Here is a 15,721-nt window from a genome sequence, read left to right on the forward strand (position 1 = left end):
CGCGGCGGCCCGGATCAGCCGCCCAGCAACTGGCAAAAGCGCTGCAGGTCCACGTTGCCGCCGCTGAGGATGATGCCCACGCGCCGGCCGCGCAATTCCTCGCTCCTTTGGCGCGCGGCGGCCAGGCCCAGGCAGCCCGTGGGCTCGACCACCAGCTTCATGCGCGTGGCCAGAAAGCCCATGGCATCGACCAGCTCGGCATCGCTGGCGGTAAGGATGTCGGTCACGTCGCGCTGGATGATGGGGAAGGTGATGCCGCCCAGGTGCTGGGTCTGGGCACCGTCGGCGATGGTCCTGGGCGTATCGATGTGGACGATGCGGCCTGCGCGCAGCGACTGCTGGCCGTCATTGCCGGCCTCGGGCTCCACGCCGTAGAGCGCGCAACCGGGGCTGAGCGCACGCGTGGACAGGGCGGTGCCCGACAGCAGGCCGCCGCCGCCCAGCGGCACGAAGAGGGCGTCCAGCGGGCCGGTTTCCTCCAACAGTTCCTTGGCGGCCGTGCCCTGGCCGGCCAGCACGTCGGCATGGTCGTAGGGCGGGATCAGGGTCAGGCCATGGCGTTCGGCCAGGTCGCGGCCGATCTGCTCGCGGTCCTCGGTATAGCGGTCGTAGTGCACGACCTGGCCGCCATAGCCCCGGGTGGCCGCGACCTTGGCGGCCGGCGCGTCCTGCGGCATGACGATGGTGGCGGGAATGCCCAGCAGCCGTGCGGCCAGCGCGATGGCCTGGGCGTGGTTGCCCGAGGAAAAGGCCACCACGCCGGCCTTGCGCTGGGCGGCACCGAAGCGCGAGAGCGCGTTGAAGGCGCCACGGAACTTGAAGGCGCCCATGCGCTGCAGGTTCTCGCACTTCAGGAAGACGCGTGCGCCCAGCGCCTCGTCCAGCGTGCGCGAGGTCAGCACGGGTGTGCGGTGGGCATGGCCCTGGATGCGCTGGGCCGCTGCGGCCACGTCGTCGTAGGTGGGGAGATGGTTCGTCATGGGGGTGTGCACTTAGCGAAGGAGGGGCCTATCTGGCGTAGCTGTAGACCGTGGCGCGCGAGACGCCCAGGTGGGCGGCGATGGTCTCCATGGAGCGGCGTACTTCGAGCAGGCCGGCGCCCTTGAGCTCGCGCACCAGGGCGCGCCGGTCCTCGGGTCTGAGGGCGCGCGGCGTGGTCGCCAGGCGGGCGGCGAATTCGTCGATGCGGGCGCGCAGGGCGTCGGTGCCTGCGCCGGCCGGCTCCAGCATCTCGCGGGCCGGCGTGTCGCCGCTGACGGCGGCAAAGCGGTTGAGCATGCCCTGGAAGCCCTGGAACATCGTCAGGTCCACATTCATGCACAGCGCGGCGATGTAGCGGCCCTCGGCGTCGCGGATGCCGATGGAGGTGCTCTTGGCCTGCCGGCCATCGGCGAACCGGTTGGGGTAGTTGGCGATGACCTGCTCGTAGCCGGGGTCGAGGATGCGGGCCAGGCCCAGTTCCGTCGCACCCTGGCCGACCTCGCGGCCCGAGAGGTTGTTGTGGATGGCCAGCACCGCATGGGAAGGGTCGAGCAGGTCGTGCACCACCACCTCGCAGAACGGGGCGAAGGTCTGGCCCAGGCCTTCGGCAATCTGCGCGAGCTGGTCCAGCAGCAGGCGCTGTTCGGGAGTTCGTTCTGTCATATTGGACATTTTGTTTTGAATTGGACAAAATGTCAAAATCAATGGCCTTCCAAATTCCCCCATGTTCGAAACCCTCGTGGAACTTCTGCAGACACAGGGCGCGCGCTTTCGCGTCCTGGAACACCCGGCCGAAGGCCGCTCCGACCTGGTGGCCCGCATCCGCGGCACGGAGCCGGGCCAGGGCGCCAAGGCCATGCTGTGCAAGAGCCGCGACGCGGCCGATGCGCAGCTCTACCTGGCCGTGCTGCCCGGCGACCGCAAGCTGGACTTCAAGCGGCTGGCCCAGGCCGTGGGCGTGCGCAAGGCCACGCTGGCCACGCCCGAGCAGGCCCAGGCCGCCACCGGCTGCGTCATGGGCGCCGTGCCGCCTTTCTCCCTCACCCCTGCCATCCGCCTGGTGGTGGATCCGGACCTGGTCGAACGCTTTGGCGAGATCGCCTTCAACGCGGGACGGCTGGACCGCTCCATCGTGCTGGACTCGGCCGACTATGTGCGCATTGCGCGGCCCGCGCTGCACCGCCTGAGCGGGGAAGGACTGGATTGACCCCTGTCAGCGCCGCGGACCACAATCATCGCCATCGGCATCCTCTGTCCCTTGCACCATGCCCGCCAACACCTCATTGCCAGACCGATCCCGACCTGACGCGGCCGGCTTTGTGCGCGCGGCACTGGCCAGCGCGCTGGCGCAGGTGCACACCCATGCACATGCCGTGGCCGCCGGGGGCGGCGAGGCCGAACCGATACACCAGCTGCGCGTGGGCCTGAGGCGGCTGCGCACCGTGCTGCGCGAATGCGCGGGGCTGGCACCCGCCATCCGTGGTGAATGGGATGCGCCCCTGGCCCGGGCCTTTGCATGCCTGGGTACGTTGCGTGACGCAGCGACCCTGGCCGATGTGGCGCAGCCCCTGCTGCAGGCGGCCGGTGCCCCCTTGTGCGAATGGGCGCCACCCGAGGCACCGCGCGAGGAGGCGGCCGCCGCGGTGCGCGAGCCGGGCTTCGTGCGGGCGCTGGCCGAGATCCAGGCGCTGGCGCTGGCGCCCGATGGCAAGGGGCGTGGCGGTTTTGCGGCCCTGTCCGCGTCCGGCACGCGCAGGTACCTGTCGCGGCGGCTGCGGCGCCTGCATCGCCAGGTGCTGCGCGATGGATGCCGCTTCGACGGCCTGCCGCTGGAAGAACAGCACCGCGTGCGCAAGCGGCTCAAGCGCCTGCGCTATCTGTCGGAGTTCGCGCGGGAGTGTGCGCCGGGGCTGTGGCCCGCCGGCAAGGGGCGGCGCTTCGCGCAGGCGCTGGCGCCGGCCCAGGACGCGCTGGGCCTGCACAACGACATCGCCGTGGCGTCGGACCTTTTCCGGGACGAGGCCGCCCGCGATCCGCGTGCCTGGTTCGCCGCGGGCTATCTGCAGGCGCATCTGGCCTCCAGTGCCCGTGCCGGGCGCCGCGCCCTGCGTGCCCTGGCCCGGGTCCCCGCCTTCTGGGACGGGGCGCATCAGCGATAATCCGCCGCTGGCGCATCGCAGGCGGCCCCCGGGGGCGCTGCGGCGCGCCGCTGCCGAGGGTGCCCCATGCCGTTCAACGGCCAGGGGTTCAACGGGAAGCAGGTGCGCGATGCCATCCACGGTGGCCGCTCGCAATGCCTGCGCTGCCCCCGCAACGGTCAGCGGAAATCAAGCTCCCCACGCCGGCGCTCCACGCGCTGCAAGCCACTGTGTCTCCAGGGACATGGGAAGGCGGGGAGGCCTGCCCGACGGTGCCCTGTGCACCCCAGGCATTCCGCAAGCCCGGATACCGGCCTTCGGCATGGCTTTCGGACGCCGCGGGAGTGCGCCTGTCCGGTCCGGCCCCTCCAGCCTGCGCTGCGGTGGCCGGCTCCGGCGTGCGCGCTGCCCGGCGAGGTTCAGACGATAGGCCCCGCGGGTGAGCGGGGCAGTTGGGTTCAACGCATGCGCTTCGCTTCCCGGGCTGCTGGTCCTTCCGGCCTTCTTTCCCTTCTTTCCCCCCTGCGGCCACTCGCGGTCGCGGCGTCTCTGGCCTGCTGCATGGCGGCGGCCGGCGCCGCTCAGCCGGCGCAGTCCGCCGATGACGCACTGGACGCCGTCTTCGTCACGGCCACGGCACGCCCCGAGGTCCGCAGCCGCATCGCGGGCACCACGCAGACCATAGACCGCGAGGCCATCGAGCGCTCCAGCGCGCGCTCGGTCACCGACCTGCTGGCCGAGAACGCCGTGGGCTTTCTCAGCGAATGGACGGCGGCCCAGACCTCGATGAACCTGCGCGGCGCCTCCACCGACGGCCAGGGGCGCGACTTCCGCAGCCAGGTGCTGGTGCTGGTCAACGGCCGGCGCGCGGGCACGGCCAACCTGTCCAAGCTCAGCCCCTCGGACGTGGAGCGCATCGAGATCGTGCGCGGCCCGTCCTCGGTGATCTATGGCAGCCAGGCCATGGGCGGCGTGGTCAACATCATCATGAAATCCGGGGCGACGGCGCCCGGCACGCGCGCCCAGGTCTCGGCCGGGTCGTGGGACCAGTGGCGCACCGATGCGCAGACGGCCGGCGCCAACGAGCGCTTCGACTGGTACGTCGGCGTCAGCGCAGGCGGGCGCGGCGACTACGAATCGGGCGACGGCGGCACGCGCATGGACAACACCGGCTGGAAGCGGCGCGGCGCCAGCGGCGCCCTGGGCTGGCAGCTGCACGAGCTGCACCGCGTGGAACTCAAGCTGCGCACCGACGGCATCTACAACGCGGGCTTTCGCGGATCGGGCGCCAACACCTACAGCCGCGACAACCGCAGCAACCGCTCGCTGGACCTGACCTACGAGGGTGCGCTGCCCGGCCAGCGCCTGAGCTGGCTGGCCCATCTGTACAGCTTGGCCGACATCGACGAGTTCAACTGGGCCTCGCCCGTGATCCGCTCGGGCAACAGCGCCGTGCCCGGCACCGCGCGCGACTACAACCACCGCCAGCTCGATGCCACGGGCCTGCGTTTCCAGCCCCGGCTGCGCCTGAGCCAGACCAACGACCTGCTCATGGGCTTCGACTGGGAGCGCAGCAGGCTGCGTTCGGACCGTTTCCGCGTGGCCATGCCGGGCGGCCCTTCCGGACAGGTCGCGCCCTACGACAACAACCAGACCGAGCAGGTGCATGCGCTGTACCTGGAGGACGCGCAGACGCTGTTCGACGACCGCCTGACCCTGCGCGCCGGCCTGCGCAAGACCTGGGGCACGACGCGCTTCGACGAGACGCCCCACCTGGCCCTGGCCCAGCGCAGCACGCGCGACTACGACAACCACACCTGGTCGGCCGGCGCCACCTGGAAGGCCACGCAGCAGCTGACGCTGCGCGCCGCCGCCTCCACAGGCTTTCGCGCGCCCACGGCCACCGAGCTGGCCTCCGACTTCACCGCCGTCGGCGGCGGCCGCACCTTCGGCAACCCCAACCTCAAGCCCGAGAGCAGCCGCCAGGTCGAGGTCGGCGCCACGCTGCAGCAGCCCGGCTGGCGCGTGGACACGGCCCTGTTCCAGAACACCATCAGCGACCGCATCATCACGGTCTCGCGCGGGGCCGCGACCAATACTTCGGACTACGCCAACAACGCGGCCGACATCGTGGCGCGCGGCCTGGAGCTGCAGGCCGATGTGGACTTGGCACGGGCGCTGGACCTGACCGGCCACCAGCTCAAGGCCTGGGCCGGCGGCTACTACCACTTCAGCATGCGCGACAAGGGCGCGGCGGCCTCGGCCAACACCGACAAGGTGCAGCGCATGTACCGCTACGAGGCCTCGGCCGGCCTGCGCTACGGGCGCGGCAGCGGGCGCCTGCAGGGCGACTGGAGCCTGCAGTTGGCCACGCTGCTGCGCGGACCCATGTGGTATGACACCGAAGAGGCGCTGCTCATCCCCCAGGGCGAGCCCGGCAGCACATTCATCCACCGCAAGGGCGCCTTCACGGTCTGGAACCTGCGCGCCGACTACCGCGTGACGCCGGGCGTCAAGCTGTTCGCGGCCGTGAACAACCTGTTCGACATCAACCGCCATCCGATCTTCATCGCGCTGGACCGCAAGCCCTGCATCGCCAATCCGGCCTACCAGAATGGCGGCTGCGGAACGTCGATGGCGGGCCGTGAACTGGTCGTCGGCCTCCAGGCCGAGTTCTGAGGCATGGCATGAGGCGATCCTGCTCCACACGCCGGCAATGGCTGCGCCAGGGTGCTGCGGCGGCCCTGGCCGGCGGGCTGTCCGGCGCCTGGGCGCAGGGTGCGCCCGTGGTGCTGCACGATGCGCTGGGCCGGCGCGTGGAGATCGCCACGCCGCCACGGCGCATCGTCTCCATCTTTTCCTCCAACACCGAGCTGGTGGCCTCGCTGGGGCTGCTGGACCGCGTGGTGGGCGTGGAGGATTTCACGCGCTTTCCGCCCGGCGTGGAGCGCATTCCCAAGGTGGGCGGGCGGCTGGGTTTCTCGGTCGATGCCCTGGTCGCGCGCCGGCCCGACCTGGTCATCGTCACGCCCGCGCGCCAGGCCGCGCACCAGCTGGTCGATCCCATGGAGCGCATCGGCGTGCCCGTGATCGTGCTGCTCAGCCGCACGCTGGACGAGGTCATGGGCAATCTGCGCCTGGTGGGCCTGGCCACGGGCGTGGCCGCGCGCGGCCAGGCGCTGGCCGAGGGGCTGCAGGCGCGGCTGGACGCCGTGGACCGCCGCGTCGTGTCGCAGCGCTTTGCGCGCACCGTCATGGTGACGGGCCGGCTGGGCAACGGCATGCTGCTGGTGGCGCGCCCCGGCACCTATACCGGCGAGGCCATGCTGCGCGCGGGCAGCCGCTTCGCCATCGACGGCCTGGGCACCGTGCCCCAGGTCTCGCCCGAGGCCGTGCTGGCCGCCGACCCCGACGTGCTGCTGTTCGCCGGCACGCAGGAGGCCCTGCAGGACCTGGTGGGCCAGCGCGGCTGGCGCGACCTGCGCGCCGTGCGCGGTGGCCGGGCCACCACGGTGGCGCGCGCCGAATTCCTGATTCCGGGGCCGCGCACCTTCGACGGCATCGAGAAATTCTCGCGCTGGCTGCATCCGGCCGCCTGGGCGAAGGGCAACACATGACATCGACCTGGCGCCCCTGGGCCTGCGCCGGCCTGTTCCTTGTGGCCAGCCTGTTGCTGGCCGCCTGCGCGGGCCACCAGTGGGCCAGCCCGGCCGACCTGTGGGCCGCCGTGGCGGGCGAGGACAGCCTGCGCCATCGGCTGCTGCTGCAATGGCGCGTGCCGCGCGTGCTGGCCGCAGGCCTGGTGGGCGCGCTGCTGGGCCTGTCGGGCGCCATCTTCCAGGGCGTGTTCCGCAATCCGCTGGCCGAGCCCTATCTGCTGGGCGCCTCGGGCGGGGCGGCGCTGGGCGCCACCGTGGCCCTGCTGATCCCGCTGGGCTTGCCGCAATCCCTGACCCTGCCCGCGCTGGCCTTTGCGGGGGCCTGGGGCTCGACCCTGCTGGTGCTGGCCGTGGCGCGCGTGGCCGGGGCGCTGGACGCCGCCGGCATGCTGCTGGCCGGCGTGGCCCTGGCGGCCATGCTGGGCGCGCTGCGCTCGTTCCTGATGCTGGCGCTGTCCGACGAGACCGTGAGCCTGCAGGTGGTACTCAGCTGGGTGCTGGGCGGCATACAGACGCCCTCCTGGGGCGGGCTGGGCCTGCTGGCCCTGGCCTCGGCGGCCTGCCTGGGCGTGTCGCTGGCGCTGGCGCGCGGGCTGGACCTGCTGGGCCTGGGCGCCGACGCGGCCCAGGGCTTCGGCCTGGACGTGGCGCGCTTCACGCCGCGTGCGGTGCTCGCCGGCTCCCTGGTGGTCGGCGTGGCCGTGGCCTATGGCGGCCTGGTGGCCTTCGTGGGCCTGGCGGCGCCGCACATCGCGCGCTGGCTGGTGGGGCCGCTGCACCGCGCCGTGCTGCCCGCATCGGCGCTGACGGGCGCCATCGTGGTCACGCTGGCCGATGCCATCGCGCGCAGCGTGCTGCCGCCGGCCGAGATCCCGCTGGGCCTGGTCACGGCCGTGGCGGGCGGGCCTTTCTTCATCGTGCTGCTGGCGCGCAGGCTGAGGTCGGCATGAACGTGCATTCCTCTGTCTCCACGCACCGTCTGCAGGCCCGCCACCTGGTGCTGCGCCGCCGTGGCCGCAGCGTGATCGATGGCCTCTCGCTGGGGCTGCCCGCGCGGGGCGCCGTGGCCCTGGTCGGACCCAATGGCGCGGGCAAGTCCACCCTGCTGTCGCTGCTGGCAGGGCTGCAGGCGCCCGATGGCGGCAGCGTGCAGCTCGACGGCCAGGACCTCCTGGCGCTGCCCGTGGCGGAACGCGCACGCCGCATCGGCTACATGCCACAGCGCTTTGCGCCGCACTGGGACCTGACGCTGGCCGAACTCCTGCAGATGCGGCTGGCGGGGCAGGGCGATGCGCGCAATGCCATGGCCCGGGCCGGACTGCAGGACTTCGCGGCACGCCGCTGGTCCACGCTGTCCGGCGGCGAGCAGGCGCGCGCCCTGCTGGCCACGGTGCTGGCCACCGACCCGCCCGTGCTGCTGGCCGACGAGCCCGGCGCAGCCCTGGACGTGCGCCACCGCCTGGCCCTGGTGCAGGCGCTGGCACGGCGCGGCCGCGAGCGCCTGGTGCTGGTGGTCATGCACGACCTGGAGCTGGCGCTGCAGCATTTCGAGCGCGTCATCGTGCTGGACCAGGGCCGCATCGCGCTGGACGGCACACCGGCCGAGCTGCTGCATGCGCCGGGACTGGACGCCGTCTTCGGCGTGGATTTCGAACGCATAGACGCGCCGCCGCAGACCCTGTTGCGGGCGCGGCTCAGAGTGGAGGACTAGCCATGCGCATCGACCTGGCCGGCTGGACGCGCGAGGCCACGCGCGGCAGCCACCGCGAATTCCTGGCGCTGTTCGAGCGCGCCGAGCGCCTGGGCTTCGAGGGCGTGTGGTTCAACGAATTCCGCGTGCCCGACACGCCCTGGCCCTATCCCTCGCCTCTGCTGCTGGCTGCCGCCCTGCTGGCGCGCACCGAGCGGCTGCGCGTGGGCACCTCGGTGCTGGTGCTGCCCCTTCACCATCCGCTGATGCTGGCCGAGGAGATCGCCCAGCTGGACCTGCAAAGCGGCGGCCGCATCGACGTGGGCGTGGGCCGGGGCACGGAGCCTGCCGCCCTGCAGGCGCTGCAGATCGATGCGGACGGCACGCGCCAGCGCTTCGAGCAGTCCTGCCGCATCCTGGTGGATGCCCTGTCCGGCCGGCCCGTGTCCTCGGGTCCGGGGCCATGGCGCTTCGAGGACCGTCCGCCCCTGCCCGCGACCGTGCAGCGCCCCCATCCGCCCCTGTATGTCGCCGGCTCCACGCCCGAGACCCTGGGCTTTGCCGTGGACCACGGCCTGCCGCTGCTGCTGAGCCTGGAACCGCCCGAGGGCGCGCAGCTCGAACGCCTGGACGCCGCCGCGCAGGCGCGCGGGCGCGATGCCGGCGCCCTGCGCGCGCGCTCGTCGCTGGCACGCTACGTCTGCATAGGCGCCGATGACGCGGCGGTGCAGGCGCAACTGGCCACGCTGTGGCCGCAGCTGGTCCAGCGCCGCGTGTACTTCGCGGGCCGGCGCGGGATTCCCGCCGATCAGGTGCCGCCCATCGACGTGGAGCGCGTGCTGCGCGAGCAATTCATCCATGGCACGCCCGATGCCTGCCATGCCCAGATCACCGCCCTGGGCGAGCGCACGGGCATCCGCCAGCTGCGCTGCGTCTTCAATGCCAACGGCCTGTGGAGCGATGCCCAGGCCATGCAGGGCATGGAGCTTTTTGCGAGAGAGGTCCTTCCTTCGCTGCAAGCCGCCCTGTCTTCCTCCACTGTCTGACTTCTTCCCTTCTGGAGCACTTCCCATGCAAACCGCCAAGATCCCCGCCACCATCGTCACCGGCTTCCTCGGCAGCGGCAAGACCACGCTGCTGCGCCACATCCTGGACAACGCCGAAGGCCGGCGCATCGCCGTCATCGTCAACGAGTTCGGCGAGCTGGGCATCGACGGCGAGATCCTCAAGGGCTGCGGCATCGGCTGCGACGAGGAGGGCAACGAGAGCGAAGGCGCGCTCTACGAACTGGCCAACGGCTGCATGTGCTGCACGGTGCAGGAAGAGTTCTTCCCCGTGATGAAGCAACTGGCCGAGCGCCGCGACCAGATCGACGCCGTGATCATCGAGACCTCGGGCCTGGCCCTGCCCAAGCCCCTGGTCCAGGCCTTCCAGTGGCCCGAGATCGCCAACGTGTTCACGGTGGACGCCGTGGTCACCGTGGTGGACACGCCGGCCGCCGCCAGCGGCCAGTTCGCGGCCAACCCCCAGGCCGTGGACGAGCTGCGCCGCGCCGACCCCAACCTGGACCATGAGTCGCCGCTGCACGAGCTGTTCGAGGACCAGCTGGGTGCGGCCGACCTGGTGGTGCTCAACAAGTCCGACCTGGTCGATGCGGCCACCCTGGCCCAGGTCGAGGCCCTGGTGCGCGAGGAACTGCCGCCCGAGGTCAAGATCGTGCAGGCCGCCCAGGGCCGCCTGCCGCTGGACGTGCTGCTGGGCCAGGCCAAGGCGGCCGAGGCCACCATCGACCAGCGCGTCAGCCACCACGACCATGACGAGGACCATGACCACGACGAGTTCGACTCGCTGGTGATCGATCTGCCCGCCGTGGACCGCGACCGCCTGCTGGCCGCGCTGGAATCGCTGGTGGCGCAGCAGGCCATCCTGCGCGTCAAGGGCTTTGCCGAGATCCCGGGCAAGCCCATGCGCTGGCTGCTGCAGGGCGTGGGCCGCCGCTTCGACCATCACTTTGACCGTGCCTGGCGCGAAGGCGAACAGCGCGGCACGCGCCTCGTGTTCATCGGACAAGACCTTGACGAAGCAGCGCTGCGCAGTGGCCTGGAAGGTGTCACCCCCTGAGCGGCTGCGCCGCTTCCCCCTCTCTCGCACGCGGGAGGGGGACGACGCCCTCGCCGCGAGGCGGCTCTTGCTCGGCGTCCCTGGAGTGAGGCCGTGGTAATTTGTGGCGCCGCGCCCCGCACCATCTCTCCCAAATTTCCGTACTGAAACTGTCCCAATGCACCTGCTGTCCACGCGCCCCGGTGGCTTCGTCGAGGACGAGAGCATCGTCACCCGCCTCGACCAGACGCCGGCCGACATCGTCATCCTGAGTTCGGCCGACACCACGCTGGCCCTGCTGTCCTCGGCCATGCAGGCGCTGGCCGGCGAGCCCGGCGGCTTCCCCTCGGTGCGCGTGGCCAATCTGCTGTACCTGCGCCAGCCGGCCTCGCTGGACCTGTATGTGGACGAGGTGCTGCGCCATGCGCGCGTGGTCATCGTCGATCACCTGGGCTCGGAATCGGCCTGGCCCTACGGCATCGAACAGATCGGCGCGCTGGCGCGCCGCAGGGGCCAGCGCCTGGCCATGTTCTCGGGCGACCTGCAGGAAGACCCGCAGCTGCTGGCGCGCAGCACGCTGCCGGCATCGGCCTGCCGCCAGCTGTGGCAGTACCTGCGCTCGGGCGGCGCGGCCAATGCGCGCGAGTTCCTCAAGGCGGTCGTGTACCACGGGCTGGACCAGGGCGATGCCCCGCTGCCGCCACGCACGCTGCCGCAGGCGGCGGTGCATGTGCCGCCCGCGCTGTGCGCCGATGCCGGCGTGCAGGCCCACGCCGTGGCCGGCATCGACGACCTGCGCCGCACCTGGACGGCGGGCGCGCCCACGGTGGCCCTGGTGTTCTACCGTTCCCACCTGCTGGCCGGCAACACGGCGGCCTTCGACGCCATGGCCGTGGCCCTGCAGCGGCGCGGCATGAATCCGCTGCCCGTGGCGCTGGATTCGCTCAAGGACCCGCTGTGCCTGGCCACCTTCCAGCAGCTGTGCGCGGACCACGCCGCGCAACTGGTGCTCAACACCACGGCCTTCTCGTCGCTGGAAGCGGGCTCGGCCCTGGCCGGCGACGCGCCCGTGCTGCAGGTGATCGCGAGCGGCGGCAACCGCGAGGACTGGTGGGCCGACAGCCAGGGCCTGCGCCCGCGCGACATCGCCATGCAGGTGGTGCTGCCCGAGATGGACGGCCGCATCATCACGCGCGCCATCAGCTTCAAGGGCCTGTCCCATCGCTGCCCCGTCACCCAGGCCGACGTGGTGGCCTACCAGCCCGAGCCCGACCGCGTGGACTTCGTGGCCGAGCTGGCCTGGCGCTGGTGCCGGCTGCGCAGCCTGCCCGCGCAGGACACCCGCCTGGCCCTGGTGCTGGCCAACTACCCGGGCAGCGAGGGGCGCATCGGCAGCGGCGTGGGGCTGGACACGCCGGCCTCGGTGATCGCCATCCTGCAGCGCCTGGCCGCCGAAGGCCATGACCTGGGCGATCCGGCACACCGGCCCGCCGACGGCGAGGCGCTGATGCGCACCCTGCAGCAGGGCATTGCCAACGACCCCGCCCGGTGGCCGCTGCGCCCGGCCTGGCAAAGCTACGCGCTGGAGGATTACCGCGCGCGCCTGGCCGCGCTGCCGGCCGGCATGGCCGAGGCCATCACGACGCGCTGGGGCGCGCCCGAGGCCGACCCCCTGCTGCGCCAGGGCCGCTTCATGATCGCCGGCCTGCGCCTGGGCCATGTCTTCGTGGGCATCCAGCCGGCGCGCGTGCTGGCGGGCGCCGGACCGCAGGACTACGCCAGCTACCACGACGCCGAGCTGGTGCCGCCGCACGGCTACCTGGCCTTCTACTTCTGGCTGCGCGACCGCTTCGCCGTGGACGCCGTGGTCCATGTGGGCAAGCACGGCAACCTCGAATGGCTGCCGGGCAAGAGCCTGGCGCTGTCCCAGGCCTGCTGGCCCGACGCCATCCTCGGCCCGCTGCCCCACCTGTACCCCTTCATCGTCAACGACCCCGGCGAAGGCGCCCAGGCCAAGCGCCGCAGCCAGGCCGTGATCATCGACCACCTGATGCCGCCGCTGACGCGCGCCGAGAACCATGGCCCCCTGCAGGATCTGGAGCGGATGGTGGACGAGTACTACGACGCCCTGCTGGTCGACGCCCGCCGCGCGCTGCTGCTGCGCGGCCAGATCCTGGACACCGTGCGCCGCCAGCACCTGGACCGCGAACTGGACCTGGCACCCGAGACGGCCCGGGACGACGATGCGCTGCTCGAACGCATCGACGCCTATCTGTGCGAACTCAAGGAGACGCAGATCCGCGACGGCCTGCATGTCTTCGGCGCCTCGCCCGCGGGGCGCCAGCGGCGCGATACGCTGCTGGCGCTGGCGCGCTTTCCTTCGGGCAATTTCCCCGGGCTGCTCAACGCGCTGGCCGCCGACCTGCTGGGCGACGAGGCCTTCGACCCCCTGCGCATCGAGGCCGCCAGGCCCTGGCGCGGCGCGCGGCCCGAGGCGCTGCAATCCGTCAGCGATGAACCCTGGCGCCACGAGGGCGACACGCGCGAGCGCCTGGAGCTGCTGGCCCAGCGCCTGCTCGACGGCGAGGCCCAGGCCGCAGCACAAGGCCCCCGCACCGAGACCGCGCTGGACCATGTCCATGCCGTGCTGGCCCCCGCGCTGGATGCCTGCGGCGGCCAGGAGCTGGAGCAACTGCTGCGCGGCCTGCAGGGCCGCTTCGTGCCGCCCGGGCCCAGCGGCTCGCCCTCGCGCGGCCGGCCCGACGTGCTGCCCACGGGGCGCAACTTCTACACGCTGGACACGCGCGCCATCCCCACCCAGGCCGCCTGGGAACTGGGCCAGCAGGCCACGCGCCGGCTGATCGAGCGCTACCTGCAGGAGCATGGCGACTATCCGCGCACCCTGGGCCTGTCGGTCTGGGGCACGGCCACCATGCGCACGGGCGGCGACGACATCGCCCAGGCCTTCGCGCTGATCGGCGTGCGCCCCAAGTGGGCGCCGGGCAGCCAGCGCGTGGTGGATTTCGAGGTCGTGCCGCGCGTGGGCCTGGGCCGGCCACGCGTGGATGTGACGCTGCGCATCTCGGGCTTTTTCCGCGACGCCTTTCCGGGCGCCGTGCAGATGTTCGATGCGGCCGTGCAGGCCGTGGCGGCGCAGGAGGAGGATGCCGAGGACAACCCCATCCGCGCGCGCATCCTGGCCGAGGCCGCCGAACTGGCGGCGCAGGGCATGGAGGCCGCGCAGGCGCGCCGCCAGGCCGGCTGGCGCGTGTTCGGCGCGCCGCCCGGCCACTACGGCTCGGGCCTGGGCGCGCTGTTCCAGAGCGGCGAATGGCAGGGCGATGCCGACCTGGCCCAGGCCTACCTGGGCTGGAGCCAGCATGCCTATGGCCAGGATGCCGAAGGCGTGCCCGCAGGCGATGCGCTGCGCCGCCGCCTGGGCGAACTCGACGTGGTGGCCCAGAACCAGGACAGCCGCGAGCACGACATCCTGGACTCGGGCGACTACTTCCAGTTCCAGGGGGGCATGGCCTCGGCCGTGCGCCACCTGTCGGGCCGCCAGCCCGCGCTCTACCACGGCGACCATGCCGACCCGGCCCAGCCGCGCGTGCGCTCGCTCAAGGAGGAGATCGCCCGCGTGGTGCGCTCGCGCGTCACCAATCCCAAGTGGATGGACGGGGCGAAACGCCACGGCTACAAGGGCGCCTTCGAGATGGCGGCCACCGTGGACTACCTGTTCGGCTTCGATGCCACCACCCAGCAGGTGGGCGACCACCACTACGCCCTGGTGGCCGATGCCTATGTGCTGGACGAGGCCACGCGCGACTTCCTGCAGCGGCACAATCCCCAGGCCCTGCGCGACATGCTTGAGCGCCTGCTCGAAGCCATGCAGCGCGGCCTGTGGGAGCAGCCCGGCGGCTACCGCCAGCAGCTCGAAGACCTGCTGCTGGACCAGGAACAACATCTCGAAGGACGGCCGGCATGACCGATTTCCCGAACACCGCACAACAGCCCGGCCTGCCGCCGCTGTTCCCCTTCGCCGCCATCGCGGGCCAGCCCGCGCTGCGCCAGGCCCTGCTGCTGGCGGCCATCGACCCGCAGGTTGGCGGCGTGCTGGTCGAAGGCCCGCGCGGCACGGCCAAGTCCACGGCCGCGCGCGCCCTGGCCGAGCTGATGGACGGCGCGCCCTTCGTCACCCTGCCGCTGGGTGCCTCGCTGGAGCACCTGGCCGGCTCGCTGGACCTGGGCCAGGCCATGGCCGGCCATGCGCTGAAGTTCGCGCCCGGCCTGCTGGCGCGCGCCCACGGCGGCCTGCTCTACGTGGACGAGATCAACCTGCTGCCCGATGCCCTGGTCGACGTGCTGCTGGATGCGGCCGCCAGCGGCGTCAACGTGGTCGAGCGCGACGGTATCTCGCACCGCCACGCGGCGCGCTTCGTGCTGGTGGGCACCATGAATCCCGAGGAGGGGCAGTTGCGCCCGCAGCTGCTGGACCGCCTGGGCCTGTGCGTGCGGCTGGCCAATGTGCAGGACCCGGCCGAGCGCCAGGCCATCGTGCGCGCACGGCTGCAGTTCGATGCCGATCCCCAGGCCTTCCGCGCACGCCATGCCCAGGCCCAGGCCGCACTGGCTGCGCAACTGGGTGCCGCGCGCCAGCGGCTGGCCGCGCCCGGTGCGCTGCCCTGGTCCGACGAGGTGCTGCAGGCCGCAGGCGCGCTGTGCATCGCCGCCCAGGTGGACGGCCTGCGCGCCGACCTGGTGCTGTTGCGCGCGGCGCGCGCCTGGGCTGCCTGGCTGGGCGATGCGGCCGTGGCGCCTGCCCATGTGCAGGCCGTGGCAGAGCTGGTGCTGGCGCACCGGCGCAAGCCGGGCGCGCCGCAGCCGCCCGCACAACCGCCCTCGCAGCCGTCCTCGCAGCAGCCACCACCGCCGTCGCAGGCCCGTACCCCGGACGGGGGCGCGACCACGACCAGCGGCCCCGGCGATGGCCATTCCTGCGAGGCCGACTGGGGTGCCATGCCGCCCGAGCCCGTGGGCATGCTGCGCATGCCCTTGCCGGCGCTGCTGGCAGGCGAGGCGGGAGCGCCTTTCGCAAAAAAAGCCTGAGCCCCCGTGGTCCTGTGCAGCAGGCAAAGGACGCGGGGGCGGGCCCT

At 72.3% G+C, this 15,721-nt stretch carries 12 protein-coding genes and 1 riboswitch; of the genes, 10 read left to right on the forward strand and 2 right to left on the reverse strand.

All coding sequences use genetic code 11. The features are described from left to right. Window positions 1-14: 14 nt before the first annotated feature. Window positions 15-980: a threo-3-hydroxy-L-aspartate ammonia-lyase gene (locus tag L1Z78_RS04310; protein ID WP_234640322.1), complete on the reverse strand. Its 966-nt coding sequence runs from the start codon at window positions 978-980 to the stop codon at window positions 15-17. Window positions 981-1,008: 28 nt separating this feature from the next. After that, window positions 1,009-1,644 (reverse strand): helix-turn-helix transcriptional regulator, encoded by a 636-nt coding sequence (locus L1Z78_RS04315; protein WP_234640323.1) that lies wholly within the window; start codon window positions 1,642-1,644, stop codon window positions 1,009-1,011. A 61-nt stretch (window positions 1,645-1,705) separates the two neighbouring features. Between L1Z78_RS04315 and L1Z78_RS04320 the strand changes: the two genes are divergently transcribed. The 10 genes from L1Z78_RS04320 (at window position 1,706) to L1Z78_RS04365 (ending at window position 15,674) form a co-directional block, all read left to right on the forward strand. Continuing rightward, the gene (locus L1Z78_RS04320; RefSeq protein WP_234640324.1) at window positions 1,706-2,188 is read left to right on the forward strand and encodes a YbaK/prolyl-tRNA synthetase associated domain-containing protein; all 483 of its coding nucleotides are present in this window, start codon (window positions 1,706-1,708) and stop codon (window positions 2,186-2,188) included. A 58-nt stretch (window positions 2,189-2,246) separates the two neighbouring features. Next, window positions 2,247-3,140: a CHAD domain-containing protein gene (locus tag L1Z78_RS04325; protein ID WP_234640325.1), complete on the forward strand. Its 894-nt coding sequence runs from the start codon at window positions 2,247-2,249 to the stop codon at window positions 3,138-3,140. A gap of 55 nt (window positions 3,141-3,195) precedes the next feature. Continuing rightward, window positions 3,196-3,449, forward strand: a riboswitch (cobalamin riboswitch). A 231-nt stretch (window positions 3,450-3,680) separates the two neighbouring features. Then, complete coding sequence (locus L1Z78_RS04330; protein WP_234640326.1) at window positions 3,681-5,798, forward strand: TonB-dependent receptor; 2,118 nt, start codon at window positions 3,681-3,683, stop codon at window positions 5,796-5,798. An 8-nt stretch (window positions 5,799-5,806) separates the two neighbouring features. After that, the gene (locus L1Z78_RS04335; protein WP_234640327.1) at window positions 5,807-6,736 is read left to right on the forward strand and encodes an ABC transporter substrate-binding protein; all 930 of its coding nucleotides are present in this window, start codon (window positions 5,807-5,809) and stop codon (window positions 6,734-6,736) included. Further along, window positions 6,733-7,728 carry a FecCD family ABC transporter permease gene (locus L1Z78_RS04340; protein ID WP_234640328.1) on the forward strand — a complete coding sequence of 332 codons (996 nt, stop codon included), beginning with the start codon at window positions 6,733-6,735 and terminating at the stop codon, window positions 7,726-7,728. Before L1Z78_RS04335 ends, L1Z78_RS04340 begins: the two co-directional genes overlap by 4 nt. Beyond that, complete coding sequence (locus tag L1Z78_RS04345) at window positions 7,725-8,489, forward strand: ABC transporter ATP-binding protein (protein WP_234640329.1); 765 nt, start codon at window positions 7,725-7,727, stop codon at window positions 8,487-8,489. Before L1Z78_RS04340 ends, L1Z78_RS04345 begins: the two co-directional genes overlap by 4 nt. A gap of 2 nt (window positions 8,490-8,491) precedes the next feature. Then, window positions 8,492-9,514 (forward strand): LLM class flavin-dependent oxidoreductase, encoded by a 1,023-nt coding sequence (locus L1Z78_RS04350; RefSeq protein WP_234640330.1) that lies wholly within the window; start codon window positions 8,492-8,494, stop codon window positions 9,512-9,514. A 25-nt stretch (window positions 9,515-9,539) separates the two neighbouring features. Beyond that, the gene (cobW, locus tag L1Z78_RS04355; RefSeq protein ID WP_234640331.1) at window positions 9,540-10,589 is read left to right on the forward strand and encodes a cobalamin biosynthesis protein CobW; all 1,050 of its coding nucleotides are present in this window, start codon (window positions 9,540-9,542) and stop codon (window positions 10,587-10,589) included. Window positions 10,590-10,746: 157 nt separating this feature from the next. Next, window positions 10,747-14,553 (forward strand): cobaltochelatase subunit CobN, encoded by a 3,807-nt coding sequence (cobN, locus tag L1Z78_RS04360; RefSeq protein ID WP_234640332.1) that lies wholly within the window; start codon window positions 10,747-10,749, stop codon window positions 14,551-14,553. Further along, window positions 14,550-15,674, forward strand: coding sequence for an ATP-binding protein (locus tag L1Z78_RS04365; RefSeq protein WP_234640333.1), 1,125 nt, complete (start codon window positions 14,550-14,552; stop codon window positions 15,672-15,674). The genes cobN and L1Z78_RS04365 overlap by 4 nt, the downstream gene beginning before the upstream one ends. The last annotated feature ends 47 nt before the right edge of the window (window positions 15,675-15,721 follow it).

This window comes from Delftia tsuruhatensis (assembly GCF_903815225.1).
GTDB lineage: Bacteria > Pseudomonadota > Gammaproteobacteria > Burkholderiales > Burkholderiaceae_C > Comamonas > Comamonas tsuruhatensis_A.

Coding starts and splice junctions, on each gene's coding strand:
- cobN (WP_234640332.1), top strand. CDS start 10,747: ATGCACCTGCTGTCCACGCGCCCCGGTGGCTTCGTCGAGGACGAGAGC.
- L1Z78_RS04350 (WP_234640330.1), top strand. CDS start 8,492: ATGCGCATCGACCTGGCCGGCTGGACGCGCGAGGCCACGCGCGGCAGC.
- L1Z78_RS04315 (WP_234640323.1), bottom strand. CDS start 1,644: ATGACAGAACGAACTCCCGAACAGCGCCTGCTGCTGGACCAGCTCGCG.
- cobW (WP_234640331.1), top strand. CDS start 9,540: ATGCAAACCGCCAAGATCCCCGCCACCATCGTCACCGGCTTCCTCGGC.
- L1Z78_RS04365 (WP_234640333.1), top strand. CDS start 14,550: ATGACCGATTTCCCGAACACCGCACAACAGCCCGGCCTGCCGCCGCTG.
- L1Z78_RS04330 (WP_234640326.1), top strand. CDS start 3,681: ATGGCGGCGGCCGGCGCCGCTCAGCCGGCGCAGTCCGCCGATGACGCA.
- L1Z78_RS04345 (WP_234640329.1), top strand. CDS start 7,725: ATGAACGTGCATTCCTCTGTCTCCACGCACCGTCTGCAGGCCCGCCAC.
- L1Z78_RS04320 (WP_234640324.1), top strand. CDS start 1,706: ATGTTCGAAACCCTCGTGGAACTTCTGCAGACACAGGGCGCGCGCTTT.
- L1Z78_RS04340 (WP_234640328.1), top strand. CDS start 6,733: ATGACATCGACCTGGCGCCCCTGGGCCTGCGCCGGCCTGTTCCTTGTG.
- L1Z78_RS04325 (WP_234640325.1), top strand. CDS start 2,247: ATGCCCGCCAACACCTCATTGCCAGACCGATCCCGACCTGACGCGGCC.
- L1Z78_RS04310 (WP_234640322.1), bottom strand. CDS start 980: ATGACGAACCATCTCCCCACCTACGACGACGTGGCCGCAGCGGCCCAG.
- L1Z78_RS04335 (WP_234640327.1), top strand. CDS start 5,807: ATGAGGCGATCCTGCTCCACACGCCGGCAATGGCTGCGCCAGGGTGCT.